11 protein-coding genes are annotated in these 17,382 nt (G+C 32.3%); 5 read left to right on the top strand and 6 right to left on the bottom strand.

Annotation, left to right across the window (positions count from 1 at the left end; translation table 11 throughout):
* Positions 1-114: 114 nt before the first annotated feature.
* The 4 genes from ACVC5O_RS08105 to recG form a co-directional block, all read right to left on the bottom strand.
* Positions 115-1,851 (bottom strand): FAD/NAD(P)-binding protein, encoded by a 1,737-nt coding sequence (locus ACVC5O_RS08105; RefSeq protein ID WP_452220974.1) that lies wholly within the window; start codon positions 1,849-1,851, stop codon positions 115-117.
* 58 nt (positions 1,852-1,909) lie between these two features.
* Positions 1,910-2,440, bottom strand: a complete 531-nt coding sequence (locus tag ACVC5O_RS08100; protein ID WP_452220973.1) for a CIA30 family protein — start codon at positions 2,438-2,440, stop codon at positions 1,910-1,912.
* Positions 2,441-2,645: 205 nt separating this feature from the next.
* Positions 2,646-3,227 (bottom strand): tRNA isopentenyl-2-thiomethyl-A-37 hydroxylase MiaE, encoded by a 582-nt coding sequence (gene miaE, locus ACVC5O_RS08095; RefSeq protein WP_452221068.1) that lies wholly within the window; start codon positions 3,225-3,227, stop codon positions 2,646-2,648.
* A gap of 350 nt (positions 3,228-3,577) precedes the next feature.
* Positions 3,578-5,680, bottom strand: a complete 2,103-nt coding sequence (gene recG / locus ACVC5O_RS08090) for an ATP-dependent DNA helicase RecG (RefSeq protein ID WP_452220972.1) — start codon at positions 5,678-5,680, stop codon at positions 3,578-3,580.
* Positions 5,681-5,900: 220 nt separating this feature from the next.
* Between recG and ACVC5O_RS08085 the strand changes: the two genes are divergently transcribed.
* The gene (locus tag ACVC5O_RS08085) at positions 5,901-7,931 is read left to right on the top strand and encodes a M1 family metallopeptidase (RefSeq protein ID WP_452220971.1); all 2,031 of its coding nucleotides are present in this window, start codon (positions 5,901-5,903) and stop codon (positions 7,929-7,931) included.
* Entirely contained in the window at positions 7,928-8,845 is a 918-nt protein-coding gene (locus tag ACVC5O_RS08080; protein ID WP_452220970.1) for a patatin-like phospholipase family protein, read from the top strand. The genes ACVC5O_RS08085 and ACVC5O_RS08080 overlap by 4 nt, the downstream gene beginning before the upstream one ends.
* On the opposite strand, the gene ACVC5O_RS08075 is transcribed toward ACVC5O_RS08080, so the two are convergent.
* Positions 8,842-9,363: a DUF7935 family protein gene (locus ACVC5O_RS08075; protein ID WP_452220969.1), complete on the bottom strand. Its 522-nt coding sequence runs from the start codon at positions 9,361-9,363 to the stop codon at positions 8,842-8,844. The two genes, ACVC5O_RS08080 and ACVC5O_RS08075, sit on opposite strands and share 4 nt — an antisense overlap.
* 232 nt (positions 9,364-9,595) lie before the next feature.
* Here ACVC5O_RS08075 and ACVC5O_RS08070 point away from each other — a divergent pair, with 232 nt between their 5' ends.
* From ACVC5O_RS08070 to ACVC5O_RS08060, 3 genes are all read left to right on the top strand, one after another.
* The gene (locus tag ACVC5O_RS08070) at positions 9,596-12,094 is read left to right on the top strand and encodes a DUF7619 domain-containing protein (RefSeq protein WP_452220968.1); all 2,499 of its coding nucleotides are present in this window, start codon (positions 9,596-9,598) and stop codon (positions 12,092-12,094) included.
* 103 nt (positions 12,095-12,197) lie between these two features.
* Positions 12,198-15,038, top strand: coding sequence for a histidine kinase (locus tag ACVC5O_RS08065; protein ID WP_452220967.1), 2,841 nt, complete (start codon positions 12,198-12,200; stop codon positions 15,036-15,038).
* 3 nt (positions 15,039-15,041) lie between these two features.
* Positions 15,042-15,782 (top strand): LytR/AlgR family response regulator transcription factor, encoded by a 741-nt coding sequence (locus ACVC5O_RS08060; protein ID WP_452220966.1) that lies wholly within the window; start codon positions 15,042-15,044, stop codon positions 15,780-15,782.
* Here the strand turns inward: ACVC5O_RS08060 and ACVC5O_RS08055 are convergent.
* Complete coding sequence (locus ACVC5O_RS08055) at positions 15,779-17,347, bottom strand: FMN-binding glutamate synthase family protein (protein WP_452220965.1); 1,569 nt, start codon at positions 17,345-17,347, stop codon at positions 15,779-15,781. The two genes, ACVC5O_RS08060 and ACVC5O_RS08055, sit on opposite strands and share 4 nt — an antisense overlap.
* Between the last annotated feature and the right edge of the window lie 35 nt (positions 17,348-17,382).

Genomic DNA, 17,382 nt, shown 5'->3' with positions numbered 1-17,382 from the left:
TATCATTCGTTAAACGAAGTTAGTGGTTAAAATTTATAAATCAATTACTTTACAAACCTAGTTATACCCTTTTATCAACAATTTTGTAGTATTTGTCATACTAAAAGCTCAATCCTAAAGTCGCGCAATAACACCATCTGCCCAGTCTTTTACTCGTGGTCCAAAACACTCTAAAATAGCATCTACACCAACAACGCTGCCTTTTGCTAATCTGCCTAATAAAGCTAAGTGTTGCTTGTGTTTTTTGTTTTTAGAAACGACTAAACCATTGGGTTGTGTGTCCACACCCAATTTGCTATGTACTGGTTTAATAGTGTTGTCTGCCAATAAATTGGTAACAATAGGAGAGGTGACTGCTGTTATTTGCGGACTGTCTAAAACAGTGTTTACCATAACATCTATTGTAATCTCTTGCTCGTCTTTTTGGAGTTGCCAACCGTTTTTGGTTAGCTTTATTTCAGGATCGTTTACGTAGTTTAAATCTAGTGTGCCTTGGTAAGCTAAAGCTAAAAGCTGTTGTAAACTTTCAATTGGAGGACCAAAGGCGTAACGTTTCATTCGTTCGTCTAAAGTAATAACGTCGCTAATCACCTCGTCGTTTAATTTGGAGTGCGACATCATTTTGTAAAGTGTTGGCTCGCAATGTCTCCACACTTGGCCTAAACAATAATCTAAACTAATGGGTTGCGAGTTGGTCGCCATATTAACAAAGGCTTTTATTAACTGTTCTGGCGCGTTTTTATTAGAGTGTATTAATGGATGTGTATAGTTTTCATCTTCTAAATAGGCTGCAATTATGTCTTGTAACTCTGTTGCATTATGCTCGTGTTGTAAGGCATCATTACCTAATTTTATATATTGGATGGCTGTAACTTCTGCTATGGCTTCAATTAAAAAGGCATTTCCATTATTGTAGTCTTTATTATCGCTTACTTGTTGTAATTTGGATGTAAAACCTAATTGCAACGCTTCAGTAGGTGTAAATAATGCATCTACTTTAGAGTTTAAGGGTTTGCAGGCAAGCGGTAAGCCATCTAAAGAAAAAGGGACGAGTTGTAGTTTTGCTTTTCCGCTATGGTAGGTCATAGCTTGTGTTTTATGGTCTGTAATTTCAAAAGTTCCACCATTAGCTTCCGCTAAAGCTCTTGCAAGATCAATCATGGCTAGTCCAAATCCTCTTAATCCAACTGTATGTGGTTCATTTTTAAAATCTAAAGTTAAGACGTTTTCAATAGGATAACAGTCTTTAAATAAATGGATACTGTCGTTTTTAGTGCTAAATGTCTCCCAATCTGCTAGTTGTTGAGACGTTTTAGTGTCTTGATGACCAATAGTTAATACGACTTCATTCGCAGTATATGTTGTATTTGACTTAAGCTGAATCTCAAAACCTTCAGAAATTGAAATCACTTGATTAACTGTGCCTTGCACAACTTTAAGCCTTTTGTGTGTCTCTAATACAGAAGCGATAGAGGTGTAGCGCGCTCTTAAATAGTTTCCCATTTCTGAGCGTTTTGGAAACACTTCTACATCATTATTTAAGATGTTGTGTTTGCTTTTTCCAGTCCATTTATGATAGCTTGGAAAGGGTTTTATACTGAAGTCACTAAAATTAATTTCTGGACGTTCTGCAATGGTTAATGCACGTTCAGAAATATTAAGCCAATTAACATCTGGTTGGTTGGAGCGATACACGAAGCCAGAACCTAATTGCGATTCTTTTTCGAAAATGATAACGTTTAAATCGGCTTGTTTTGTGCTGTTGGATAAGGAAATGAAAAGATTTTCTAATGCTGAAAGTCCTCGTGGTCCACAACCTACAATAGCGATTGTTTTTGGTGTATTTGCCATAAAAATAATTAGCGTTTAGCGCTACACCTGAAAGATAGGATTATTTGATGAAAATTATTTATTGCAACTCAATTTTGTCTATAAGTAATTTAAAATTTTCTGCTTTTTTATTACCTATTAAAAAGGCTAGCTCTTCAATGGTATTTTTATCGAAGTTTGGATAATCTAACGTTCGGCCTCTAAAAGCAGGATGCATTTGGTTTAAGTTAATTGTAATGGTTTCCCATTCGCCTGAGGTGCTAAATTCTTTGATGTAAGAATAGCGTTCGTTTCTATTGGCTTTTACTCTAAATTGGTAGTCTTTACCGTCGCCTTTTAGTGTAATACGCACTTTAGTATGATTAGAGACGTCTATGGTTTTAGAATCATAACGTAAAGAGGAAAATCCTCCATTATTTTCTAAAGATACTTTGCCACTAAAAACGCCATGACCTTCGGCATTAAGCTTAAAATCACCATCAGAACGTCCTCCCATAACCACATCGTCCACAATGCGCCAATTAGAAAGGTTAGCGTCTTTAGTAAAATCGAAAATAGTTATAGTCGTACTCATAGCAATACTTATTAGAATAAAGGCTAGTGATTTCATAGCTTTGGCTTTGTATCAAAATTAGCAATTTAAGACTGGTTTTTCTCTCAATAAAAAGTTAAAAGCAATTTTTGTAAGAATGATAATTTACTATTTTTGGAAGAGATTGCCACGTCATGCTTCCTCGCAATGACAGTATAGTAAGAAATAAAAATTACCGTCGAGTGAGCAACTATTCAATTTTAACTATTAACTTTTAACTTAACTAGCCATGTATGGTCTCACTTTTTCCATAACTTTTTATCAATTCACCTTCAAACTCTACCAATTCTTGCCAACGTTTATCAACATCAATGTCTTTTCCGTATTTACGAGCAAAAGTGATGAATGTTGTGTAATGTCCTGCTTCGCTAATCATTAAATCATGATAAAACTTTGAAAGTTCTTCGTCGTTAATACGCTCGGAAAGGAGTTTAAAACGTTCGCAGCTTCTAGCTTCAATCATGGCTGAAAACAGTAAGCGATCCACAAAACTTTGTTGTCTGCTTCCGCCTTTATTCATAAATTTATAGAGTTGATTAACATAATGGTCTTTGCGCTCACGACCTAAGGTGTAACCACGTTTTTTAATAATATTGTGTACCATTTGAAAATGCTCTAACTCTTCTTGTGCTAGTTTAATTAATTCTGTAACTAATTCTTCATGCTCGCTATTATTGGTAATAATTGTTATAGCATTGGTAGCTGCTTTTTGCTCGCACCAAGCATGATCGGTTAATATTTCTTCAATATTACTTTCAACAATAGTTACCCAACGCGGATCAGTTTCTAGTTTTAGGTGAAGCATACTCATGGTTTATTATTTTAGTTGTAAAGATAATTATAATAGATATGAAATGAAATGTCACTTCGAGTGAAATTCTTTTTTTTAGAATTTTGTATCGAGAAGCAATAGTATTTAAAGAGTTCTCGATACAATTCTCCTTTGTCGAATGACTCGAACTGACGTAAATTGATAGTTGTGTTGTTTTATTTTAACTAATTTATAAATACTTATAATAGATATGAAATAGAATGTCACTTCGATTGAAATTCTTTTTTTTAAAATTTTGTATCGAAAAGCATTAGAGTTTAAAAAGTTCTCGATACAATTCTCCTTCGTCGAATCACTCGAACTGACTTTGAGTATATAATTTTCTAACTAATATAATTCCAAATATTCTTGTATTTACCCATTTGAGTATAGGTTTCCAATATCACAGCGTTTTGTTGTGAAGCTAAACTAGGATCTTTAGCGAGTATTTGCTTGGCATGATAGCGAGCATGTTGTAAAATGTGGTTGTCCTTTACAATATCTGCTATTTTTAAATCTAAAATGCCACTTTGTAGTGTTCCCATAATATCTCCAGGACCACGAAGGCGTAAATCCACTTCTGCGATTTCAAAACCATCGCTTGTTCTGGTCATGGTTTCTATTCTGGTTTTGCTATTAGCACTTAATTTATGGCTTGTCATTAAAATACAATAACTTTGTTCTGCACCACGACCAACACGACCTCTTAATTGGTGTAATTGTGCAAGTCCAAAACGTTCTGCGCTTTCAATAATCATTACAGAGGCATTAGGCACATTTACACCAACTTCAATAACTGTAGTTGCGACCATAATTTGAGTTTCGCCTTTAATAAAACGTTGCATTTCAAACTCTTTATCTGCTGGTTTCATTTTGCCATGCACAATGGAAATTTGATAGTCTGGCATTGGGAATTCTCTAGAGATACTTTCGTAGCCATCCATTAAATCTTTGTAGTCCATTTGTGCACTTTCTTGGATGAGAGGATAGACAATATAAACCTGTCTGCCTTTGGCAATTTCATCGCGTATAAAACGGAATACTTTTAGTCTATTATTATCGTACCTGTGAACCGTTTTTATGGCTTGTCTTCCTGGAGGTAATTCGTCTATAATAGAGATGTCCAAATCACCATAAACAGACATTGCTAAAGTTCTCGGAATTGGTGTTGCAGTCATGACCAAAACGTGTGGAGGATAGGTGTTTTTTTTCCATAATTTGGCACGTTGTTTTACACCAAATCTATGTTGCTCGTCTATAATTGCTAAGCCTAAATTTTTAAATTTTACTTTATCTTCGAGCAAAGCATGCGTGCCAATTAAGAGATCTAGTTCTCCATTTTCGAGCATTTCATGAATTTCCTTACGTTCTGAAGTTTTACTTGAACCTGTGAGTAGTTTTATGCTGATTTCTAAATCATTACATAACTCAACTAATCCGTTATAGTGTTGTACTGACAAAATTGCAGTCGGAGCCATAAGGCAAGCCTGAAAACCATTGTCAAGCGCTATTAATATTGACATTAGCGCAACTATAGTCTTTCCAGAACCAACATCGCCTTGTAAAAGCCTATTCATTTGTGCATTACTACCTAAATCTTGTCTTATTTCTTTAATAACTCGTTTTTGCGCATTGGTTAATTCGAAAGGTAAATGGTTTTTAAAAAAGGAATTAAAATGTGCTCCAACAGTTTCAAAAGGAAAGCCTTTTATTTTTGATTTATGGATTAAATTCTTCAGAATTAATTGCAATTGAATGTAAAATAATTCTTCAAATTTTAGCCTGAATTGTGCCTTAGAAAGTAGCTCTTGATTTTGCGGAAAATGGATGTTAAAAAGCGCTTCAGATTTAGAAATTAATTTAAGTTCAGAAATTAAATTTTCAGGTAAAGTTTCAACAAATTTTCCTTTAGATTCTAAGAACAATTGTTGCATAATTTTTGTTAGTACACGATTGGTAATTCCTTTGTTAGAGAGCTTCTCTGTAGAAGGATAAATCGCTTGCATTGCAGAGCGTAAATTTTTGTCGTATTCAGTCTGCAATTCTATATCTGGATGAGGCATATTAAACTTGCCATTAAACCAATTTGTTTTGCCAAAAATCACATAAGGTATATTGAGCTTTAGGCTGTCTTTAATCCATTTTTGACCTCTAAACCAAACGAGTTCCATTGTGCCAGTTTCATCTTGGAAAGTGGCGACTAAACGTTTGCCTCGTTTTTGAGCGACTTCTTGAAATTTTGTGATTTTACCAATAACCTGCACTTCGGAAGAGTTTTGTTGTAACTCGTTAATTTTATAGTATTTAGTTCGGTCTAAATAGCGATTAGGAAAGAGATTAAGTAAATCTTGATAGGTATGAATATTAAGTTCCTTGCGAAGCAAATCGGCTCGATTTGGTCCAACACCTTTTAAATAGTCAATGGGAGTTTGAAGGTTAATACGCATACACTACGAAATTAGTGTATTTGGCTATATTTTAAAAGAAAATAGTAGTCATTTCGATTGCAGAGTGAAAACATTTAACTAGCTAAACTGTTTGCTTTTTGCTTATTCAATTTTTATTAATATTGAGATTTCTCAATCGTATCTCATTTCGAAATGTCAAAACGTTTCACAGAAATAACAAAAAATTGTATTTTGGTCTAATCCTTGTTTAATTCTATTTATGAAACCGTTTTTATTTCTTTTTTTATTGCTTTTAAATTTTTCTGTTGAAGCTCAGCAGACTGAATATGTTGATTATAAAACGGCTAAAGCAGAGATTTTTTTTGGGATTAATAATGCTAACGAAATTATTGGATTAATGACTTTTGAATTAGATATTTTAAAAGATACAGATTCCATTTTTATTGATGCCAAAAATTTCGAAAAAATAGCGTATCGCTTAAACCAGTCTATACAAGATAGCTTATATGATGGTAAGCATTTAATTATTAAATACAGTTTTAAAGCAAATACAAAACACGTGTTAGATGTTGCTTGGAAAACAAAACCTAAAAAAGCTTTGTATTTTGTAGAAGAACAAATTTGGACACAAGGCCAAGGAAAATACACCAGTAATTGGTTACCAAGTATAGACGATACTAACGATAAAATAGAATTTGATTTATCAATTTTCTATGATAAAAATTATGCAGTTTTAGCAAATGGGAAGTTAATAGATAAAGAAGTTGGTAAAACCATTACACGATGGCATTACGATATGCAACAACCAATGTCCAGCTACCTAGTTGCGTTAGCCATTGGTAAATACAATAAAATAGAAGAGACTTCAAAAAGCGGAATCCCTTTAGAATTTTATTATTATCCTGAGGACTCCACGAAAGTAGAGCCAACGTATCGTTACACAAAACAGATGTTCGATTTTCTAGAAGAAGAAATTGGAGTGCCTTATCCATGGCAAAACTATAAGCAAGTACCAGTTAAAGATTTTTTGTATTCTGGAATGGAAAATACAAGTCTCACTATTTTTAGTGACGATTTTATGATTGACGAAACATCGTTTATAGACAAAAACTACGTAAACGTTAACGCACACGAATTGGCACACCAATGGTTTGGTGATTTAGTAACTGCTAAAAGTGGCGAACACCATTGGTTACAAGAAGGTTTTGCAACGTATTATGCGTTGTTGGCAGAACAAGAAGTATTTGGAGATGATTATCATAATTGGAAATTGTATGAGTATGCACAAGAGCTTTTGCAACAAGACCAAGCAGGACAAGGAACAGCATTGCTAAATCCAAAATCTAGTAGTGTGACTTTTTATAAAAAAGGCGCTTGGGTTTTACATTTGTTACGAGATAAAGTAGGCGATAAGGCATTTAAAAATGCCGTAAAACGCTACTTAAATAAACATAAATTTAAAAATGTAGATACTAACGATTTTATAAGTGAAGTCGAAAAAACTTCTAGAGAACATTTAAAGGAATTTGTATCAAAATGGTTGGAAAGTGATGCTTTGCATTATAATGAGTTGATAGATAATTTAAAAACACATTCTGCTGCATTACAACAGAAAATTAAATTGGATAGTGCGCTGCAGTCCTCGTCTTTAGATGATTATAGTATAAATCGTTATTGGGAACAAGCAACAAACGACACAGTAAAAATTTGGTTTATAAATGAAAATTCTAATTCGCTTACTGAAGCCGTTGTTAAAAATGCATTAAACAGTAGTAATATTAAGGTGAGACAAGCCATTGCTCAAAATATGAACGAAGTACCTTCAGCATTAAAAAAAGAGTATGAACGTTTGTTAAACGACGACTCTTATGTAACCAAAGAGTTAGCCTTATTAAATCTATGGTCTAGTTTTCCGCAGGAGCGAAACAAGTATTTAGAGCGTACTCAAAAAGAAGATGGATTTAACGATAAAAATATAAGAACCTTATGGCTTACTTTAGCCTTGGTCACTCCAAGTTTTAAAGAGGATAACAAAATTAACTACTATAACGAATTGATAACTTATACCTCTTCAAACTACAATTTTAGATTACGACAAAATGCCTTTTTATACCTCGCAAATATTGATGCTTTTAATAAAAAAGCACTAACAAACTTAGTTGATGCAACGCAACATCATAACTGGCGTTTTAAAAGTTTTGCAAAAGATTTGTTAAAAAAGCTTTCAGAAAATGAAAAATATAAGCAACTTGTAGAGCAAATTTTAAAAGATAAAAACAATACAAATTGAGAGCTTTAGTTATTTCGGGAGGAGGAAGTAAAGGTGCATTTGCTGGAGGTGTAGCACAATACCTTATTGAGCAAGAAGGCAGAGACTACGATATGTATTTAGGCACCTCAACTGGTAGTTTGTTGGTGCCACATTTAGCAGTAAACGATATTGGTAAACTTTACGATATTTTTACTCACGTTAATCAAAATTCAATTTTTAGCATTAATCCATTTGTGATTAAAAAGAAAAAGGGGAGAGAATACGTATCTATTAATTACTTTAATACTATACTTCAATTTATAAAAAAGAAACGAACATTTGGCGAAAGTAAAAACCTAAGAAAACACATAAAACGCAATTTTACAGAAGAAGAGTTTTATGCTATTAAAGCAAAAAATAAAGAAGTAATAGTTACAGTAGCAAACTTGTCTAAAAATCGAACGGAATACAAATCGATTAATGAGTTTGATTACGAAGAGTTTTGCGATTGGGTTTGGATTTCGTGTAATTACATTCCGTTTATGTCTTTAGTTAAAAAAAATGGTTTTGAATATGCAGATGGAGGATTAGGTTGTGTAATACCAATTCGCGAAGCTATTTTACGAGGCGCAACAGAGGTTGATGCTATTGTATTAGAAAGTGAAGATTTGGCGTACAATAAAGTATTGGGTAAAAACCCTTTTTCGTTAATGATTAGTTTATTTGGTCACTTGTTAGACCAAGTTGAACGAGGTGATATTGCCATTGGTAAGTTAGCGGCAAAACATCGTGATGTAAAATTAAATATTTATTATACACCAACAAAACTAACTGAAAACTCATTAGTATTTAACAAAAAACTAATGGAAAAATGGTGGTTAGATGGTTTTTTACATGCAGAGTCTAAGCATGGTAAACGCTCTAGCGGAACTGTTGAGGTTAGGTATGATTAACTCCAAAGTTTCCCAACTTCGTCTTTTATATAAGACAAACCTGCATGACTTGGTGCACGACGCTCAGTCATTTCTTTTAAAATAGCTTCTCTTAAAGTATCTGCCGAATCTATTTTTTCTGAAATACTAGATTTTCTAATTAATTGTATAGTTGCATTTTTTGAAGCATTAATTACATTCCAACATTCTTCAGTTACATAAATTTGCTGCGATAAATTGTGCTCAAATTCTTGCTCTATATTTTGTATTAATAAATTCTCGTAATGGTCTTTATCGGAGTTTATTGGAGCAACACGAAGCAATAATTTTGAAGGCACAATACGCTCTAAAAAAAGTGTTAAGCGCTCATAAGCTTGTAAACGTAATGGGAAGGCTTCTTTTTGTAACTCTTTATGCATTAAAAAGGTTCTTCGGTTGTTTTCATTTTCAGTATGTTCTCTAAAAAATAAATAAGCGATAGCTCCTGTAATTAAAGCAGGAATAATATACATTAAAAGGTTTACAAGTTGTTGTTCCATAGTTGTTTTTTGTATGATTACAAACATAAGTTGTTTTTTAGAATAGCACAAATATTCCGTTCGTTGAATGAAAGGTGTCTTTCGTTAAATAGAAATTGTTGTTAGTTTAATACATATAAATTTAGACTTTAATACAGATTATTTTCGTGGAGCTATTAATCTTTACCTTATTAAAATAGCCAAGGCAGTTAAAGGTCTTGGCTATTTAATTTTAACCTCAATCTAATTCCTTATGAAAACAAAATTACTTTTCAATTTATTATTGATTACTTTATGCGCTAATTTTTCTTTTGGTCAAAACACAGCACTACCTTCTGGCACTTTTGCAACTGCAGCAGATGTTGCAGATTGGACAGTATTGCCAAATACGGTATCCAAATCATGGTTTAATGGTGGATGTCAATCCATGTTTGTTGATAATTTAGGTAATCCTCCTGCAACCATTACTTCGCCAATTTTTAGTATAGGATTATCTGGAGACTACGAGTTAGAATTAGAGTATGCGGTTATATATACAGGCACTGCTGCTATTTTTGAGTTAGTAGATTCTACTAATACAGTTATAAGTGCAACATCAAATACAACTGTTACAGGCACTTGTACAGATTGGCCAAGTCCTAAACACAGTACATTAGTGTTTGCTAATGTAAGTTCTGGTAATTACCAATTACGAATTACAATTCCTAGCTCCCAGTTTTTTCTAGATGGAGTAGAATTAGGCGTTTACAATCCTATTACTGTAAGTGGAAGTGTAAATGCTTCTGGCTGTACAAATGGTAATATGCTTAATAGTTTCCCGATTAAAATTACAGATTTAAGCGATAATTCTTCGGCTTATACTTCTACTATTAATGGTGTTTATAATTTTATATTGCCAAATACTTCGGGTAATTTTTTAATAGAGCCTGTTAATTCTGGTAATATAGTTGCGACACCAAATGGGATTAATTTAACTATAAATTCTTCATCTACTTCATACTTAAATAATGATTTTTGTTTTACAAGTAATATTACAGGAGTTGAGGTAGAAGCACAATTGGTTAGTCAGAATTTAGCAAGACCAGGATTTGTTGCAGATTATGAGTTAAATTACAGCAATAATGGTGATACTACAACAGGAGCAGAGACTATTGTTTTAAATTTTGATAGCTCTAAAATGTCTTATGTTACAAATTCAGCTTCAGTTGTACCTGCAAGTGTAACTAGTAATTCTATCACTTGGAATTATACCAACCTTACTTCTTTAGAGTTTAGAAATATTACATTTTCATTTAATATTTTACCTCCACCAACGGTTACTGGTGGAGACGTTTTAAACTTTGCAGGTAATATTACACCTACTACAGACGTTGATCCAGGTAATAATTCATTTATTTTAGATCAAACAGTTGTAAATGCTTACGATCCTAATGATGTGTTGTGTATGGAAGGAGATGAGATTTCGCCTTCTCAAATAGGAGATGATTTAACCTATAGAATCCGTTTTCAAAACACAGGCACAGCCTCTGCAGTGAACATTACAGTTAAAACAGATTTAGATGCAGATTTAGATTGGGCTACGTTTCAACCAATTTCTGCGTCGCATGCCTACACAACATCTGTCGCAAACGGAAATGAATTAACCTATACCTTTAATAATATAAATTTAGACGATAGTACTACAAATGAACCTGGATCTCATGGTTGGATTTTTTATAAAATAAAGCCAAAAAGTACAGTTGTTGTAGGAGACACTTTTAATGCTACAGCAAGTATTTATTTCGATTTTAATCCTGCAGTTGTAACTAATACCTATACAACAACTATTGTGAGTCCAGAAACTTATGTGCCAGATGATAATTTTGAAAACCACTTAGAAACCCACGATGCCTTAGGAAATGTGGTGCCATTAGGTGATCCAACAAGTATGGGAAATGGTGTTGCAAACGATAACTATGTATTAACTTCTAGAATTAATACTGTAGAGTATTTGTACATGCCTTCTTTAGGTATTACAGATTTAACAGGAATTGAAGATTTTGTAGCCATTAAAAACCTGCAAGTACCATCTAACCAATTAGCAACTTTAGATGTGTCACAAAATACAGCATTAGAGCTCTTTTATTGTAGTGTAAACCAGTTAACCGCTTTAGATGTTACTAACAATACCTCATTAATTTATTTAAATTGTTTTTCTAATCAATTAACAGCATTAGATGTATCTAATAATTTAGCATTACAATATTTAGCATGTGGAGTAAATCAAATTACAAGTTTAGATGTGTCACTTAATGTAAATATTAACCAATTAATTACTGCAAATGGTCAATTAACCAGCCTAAATGTTAAAAACGGAAATAACACCAACTTTACCACATTTAATGCGCTTAATAACCCAAACCTTACTTGCATAGAGGTTGATAATGCTGCTTGGAGTACAACAAATTGGACTAATAAAGATGCTACATCTACTTTTGTGAATAATCAAAGTGAATGTGCAACGTTGTCTAATTCTGTTTTTGAATTAGCAGAGGTTAATATCTATCCTAATCCTGTAAATTCCATGCTTACTATAACTATTAAAGCTGAAGCTAGCTACAGTTTAATAACAGTAAACGGACAAGTGGTTAAAAGTGGCAAACTTCAAACAGGTGAAAACTCTATAAAAATGAACACTATCTCTAATGGATTATATTTTTTACAGGTTTTAACTTCGGAAGGCATTTTGACTAAAAAAATAATTAAGCAATAATTTATATTTGCTATTCTAGTGTTTGTAATTGCAAATGGTAATATTGAAGCCTTTTTAATAGCGCATAAAAAACTACATTTGTAAGTAAACTAATTAAATCACATTGAAACAAAAAAAACGCCATATCACAACACTCTTAGTTTTGATATGGAGTTTTTGTTTTGCTCAGCAATACACAAACTACTCTACAAAAGAAGGGTTGCCTAGTAACCACGTATATACCATTTTGCAAGATGCAAAAGGGTTTATGTGGTTTTTAACAGATAAGGGTATGGTAAAGTGCAATGGTAAAACCTTTAAGACTTTTACAACAAAAGAAGGTTTACCTAATAATGATGTTTGGGAAGCCTTTACAACTCCAAATGGAAAAATTTGGTACTTGTCTAAATCCTCTAGATTAGGTTATATCGAAAAAGACAGTGTGTTCTCATTCCCAAATAAAGATAAAAACAAAATTATAAATCCAATCTATTCTTCTCAAGTAGGAGATTCTATTTATCCAACAGAATCTTTAAAAACCTATACATTAAAAAATAATTTATGGCATGGCGAGCAACATAAAAAAAACAAAAACCTAAATGAAGATTGGATTAAGTTGCAACATAAAACTATAAGATACTTGTCCCTTAATCCAGAAGATGAATTTTTAAGTTTATATGATAAAGACTTATCAATAACAAAGCGTATGCCAACTAAAGATTTATATGGTTTAACAGGTACAAGAGGGCAAATTAACGATAGCTTATTTTTTTGGACTACAGAAAAAAAATATACTATTCTTAATTTAAATACTCAAAAACTAAAACAAGTTTATTTTGATAACACACAAAAATCTGTTCCAAGACTTAATTTAGTAAATAAGGAAATCCAAATTTCGGGAAACAATTTTGTAGCAAAATTAAATAACGAGTTTAATATAGTAGATCCATTTTATTTTCCTGAAGAGATTGAAGCGCATTTTGGATTTATAGATAAATCTAATATTATATGGTTGGCTAGCTTTAATAATGGAATTTATAAATTACCAAAGACGAGAAGTAATATTGTCTATGCTTTTAAAAATAATAAAATTCAGAGTTTCAACTATATTGATAATAAATTAGTTGTAGGTGTTTATAATAAAGGGTTTTATAGTTATAATGCTCAGCACAACAATTTTAAGCTGTTAATGACTAGTAATGAGTATCTTTTTGGAGCTTATCAAATACCACAAATAAACACTACATTTTACTCAACAAGAACAGTATTGCATCAATCATTAGGTGATAAAAAAAAACCTATAGATTTTAAAAAAATCACTAACCAAAACATTTTTTTAAATGAAATTGCTCGAAAAATCATATATTTTAATAATAAACTATACGGAAATTTTTCATTTGGAATAAATAAATTAAATGCAAAAACGCTTGTTTTAGAAAACGAGTATCTTCAAAAAGGATGTAACGACATTTTGGTGTTTAATAACCAACTTTTAATTGCAACAACAAATGGTGTAAAAGAACTTAAAAATGATACGATTGTCGATATCTTTTTTAAAGACAATACATTAAGAAAATCAATATTAAGTTTAAAAAAAATTAATGATTCTCAACTACTGATTAATACAGATGGATTTGGAAGTTACATTACAGATTTAAAGACAATAACACCTTTAAAAGGATCAAAGTTTCTAATTGTTCAAGATGCTTTTGTAAATAATAACTCGCTTTGGTTAGCAACCAATACTGGAGTTTTGCATTTTAAAAAAAATAATGAAAATTATCAATTATCAAGAACATATACTATAAACGACGGTTTACCAAGTAACAACGTAAATACTGTTTATGCTAATACAGAAAATTTAATAGTTGGCACAAACAATGGGTTGGCAATTTTGCCTATAAATCAAAAAAAAGAAGACTTATTACTTGATTTGTTTATTGAAAATGTAACCTATAATAACGACCCTATTTCAGACAACAAAAAGCGCTTTTACAAAAGTAATAACACATTAGACATTGTTGTAAATGCAATTGATTTTTCTGAAGCCGAAGCACATACATTTTCATACAAATTAGAACCTGTACAAACCCATTGGACAGAGACTACAACTAACCTAATTACCTTTAATAATCTTCCACCAAATGATTATATTTTCAATTTAAAATCAGGAACAATACATAAGCATTTAGAATTTTCCATCCATCCTTTATGGTGGCAAAATACTTGGGCAAAAACATTAATTGGTTTGTTTGGTATAGCATTAGTTTCAATAGTGGTTTGGAGAACAAGTAAAAAAGCACAAGCAAAACGAAACATAAAGCTTATACAAGAAAAGCAAATGTCTGAAATTCAATTAAAAGCCTTGCGATCTCAAATGAATCCGCATTTTGTATTTAACTCTTTGGCGGCAATTCAATATTACATTAATAATAACGAAATTGAAGCGTCCGAAGCTTATTTAATTAAGTTCTCTAAGCTTATTCGTCAGTTTTTTGAACTCTCTAAGGAAACCGAAATAAGCTTAGAGCAAGAAGTGAAACTTATTAAAAACTATTTAGAAATTGAAAAACTTCGGTTTAAAGATAAATTTGAATTTAAGATATATATCGATTCTAAATTAAATAAAACAGGAACACCATTGCCAACCATGCTATTGCAGCCTATCGTAGAAAACGCGGTTAATCATGGAATTTTTAATAAAGTTGAAAACGGAACTATTAGCATTAATTTTTATTACAAATCTGAAAAAAGTTTTAAAGTTGAAATCATTGACGATGGCGTAGGATTTATAAATACTAAAAAGAAAAGTAAAGGAAAAGTAAAATCATCAAACGTTTTAGAAGATAGGTTGAAGTTTTTAAATCAATCTGGAATATGGAAAATTTCTTATTCTGAAGACGAATTATACCCTAATTTACAAGACAGAGGAAGCAAATCAACTTTTATTATAACACAATTATAATTTATGATTAAGCACACAGCGATATTAATTGACGATGAAATTTCTAATCTTAAAGGGTTAGAGCAAAAATTAGGCAAACTCTTTCCAGACCTAGTTATACAACATAGTTTTCAAAAACCTGAAGACGCTATAAAAGCATTAGAAACAGAGCAACCAGACTTAGTGTTTTTAGATATAGAAATGCCTCGTATTAATGGTTTCGAGCTATTATCGAAATTACAAACTGTAAATTTCCAAGTGATTTTTGTTACAGCATACAGCGAATACGCTATTGAAGCATTTAAACAAAATGCAGTTGATTACGTTTTAAAACCAATAGATGATAGCGATTTAGTAATTGCTGTTAATAAAGCTTTAACTATTATTAACACAAAGACTGAAGTTGAAAAAAACCACAAACTCGTGGGTTTGTTATCCGAAACGATAACAAGCAATCACAAAATTATAGTCCCAACACAAAAAGGGATGTCTTTTATCCCAAAAGAAGAAGTATTACACTTAGAAGGTTATGAAGGCTATACTAAAATTCACTTGCTAAACGATACCACAATTATAAGCTCGTACAACTTAGGTAAATTCGAAAAATTATTGTGCAACAAATTTTTTAAGTGCCATAAATCACATATTGTTAACCTCGAAAAAGTGAGGCATTTTGAAAACGAAGGCTATCTTGTTTTAGAGAATACGCAACGCGTACCAATTTCTAGAGCAAACAAAAAAGCGTTTTTAAAATTATTTAATTAAGCCTCATTTTCCGCTTTGTAACCACCTAAATGCTTACACGCTTTTAAAGATTGCATACCATTAAAAGGCACAGGTGTTTTCTCGTATTGATAGGTTAAACTTAACTCAGACGATAAATTATGGTCGTCCACATTAACTTCTATATCACTCATTTTAAATTGGCAAGGATGCTCGTAACCTGCAGCATGTGTAATTTCTAAAAATTCTTTTCTAAAGGTTTTAAAGTATTGTCCTGCGCGTTCAGATTTTAAAGGCACATCTATACCACGTTGTAACCATTTACTTTGTGTTGCAACACCACTTGGACAACGGTTGGTATGGCAAACTTTAGCTTGGATGCAACCAATACTCATCATAGCTTCTCTGGCCACATTAATAACATCAACTCCCATAGAAAAGGCCATCGCAGCCTTACCAGGAAACCCTAATTTGCCACTACCAATAAAAACCACTTGTTGCTCTAAACCTTTCTTTTTAAACAATTTATACAAATCTCCAAAAGCGTAAACCCAAGGTAAACTTACGTGGTCTGCAAAACTTGGAGGTGCTGCACCAGTTCCACCTTCGCCACCATCTACAGTAATAAAATCTGGACCCTTACCAGTTGCTTTCATAATATCTGTAAGTTCTTCCCATTGTTCTAGTTTTCCAATAGCAGCTTTAATGCCAACAGGTAATCCTGTTTCTTCGGCAATAGCTTCAATAAAATCTACCATTTCTGGTATCGTTGTAAACGCCTTATGGTTTGGTGGAGACAACACAGTTTTTCCAACTTCAACACCTCTAATTTCAGCTATTTCTTTATTTATTTTTTCTCCTGGTAAAACACCACCTTTTCCTGGTTTAGCACCTTGAGACAATTTTAATTCTATAGCACGAACAAATGGATTGTCTTCTACTAGTTTTTTCATTTTTTCCATAGAAAAATTGCCATCATCAGTACGAACACCAAAATAACCTGTTCCAAAATGAAACACCACATCACTACCATTTCTATGGTAAGGTGATAAACCACCTTCTCCTGTATTATGGTATGCTCCAGCTATTTTGCAGCCTTTGTTAAGCGAATCTATGGCTCTTGCAGACAACGAACCAAAACTCATTGCAGACACGTTTATAATAGATGCAGGACGATATGGTCGCCTACGTTTATTATGTGCACCAATGACCTTAGCACATGGTAAAAAGTACTTGTCTTTTGCGTTAACATGATCGTCTTCTACTTTAAACGGTAACATCGCATTATTAATAAAAATGTGCTGATGCGCATAAATATCTCTATCAGTACCAAACCCTTCGTAGTTATTTTCGCCTTTAGCAGAGGCATAAACCCAACCACGTTCAATACGATTAAAAGGTAACTCCTCTCTATTATTTGCAATAAAATATTGCCTAATTTCAGGACCAATACTTTCAAACCAATAACGTAAATGGCCAACTATTGGGTAATTATGGCTAATAGTATGTTTACGCTGTAAAACATCGCGAATAGCTACAACAACTAAAATTATTATAATCCATAACCACCAGGAAATGCTAGATAAAAAGTTTAAAAGGGAATCCATAAGTAAAGAAGGGTTTTCTCAAAAATAAGAATAAA

This window comes from Lacinutrix salivirga, assembly GCF_053604675.1.
This window is presented reverse-complemented; position numbering and strand designations above follow the sequence as displayed.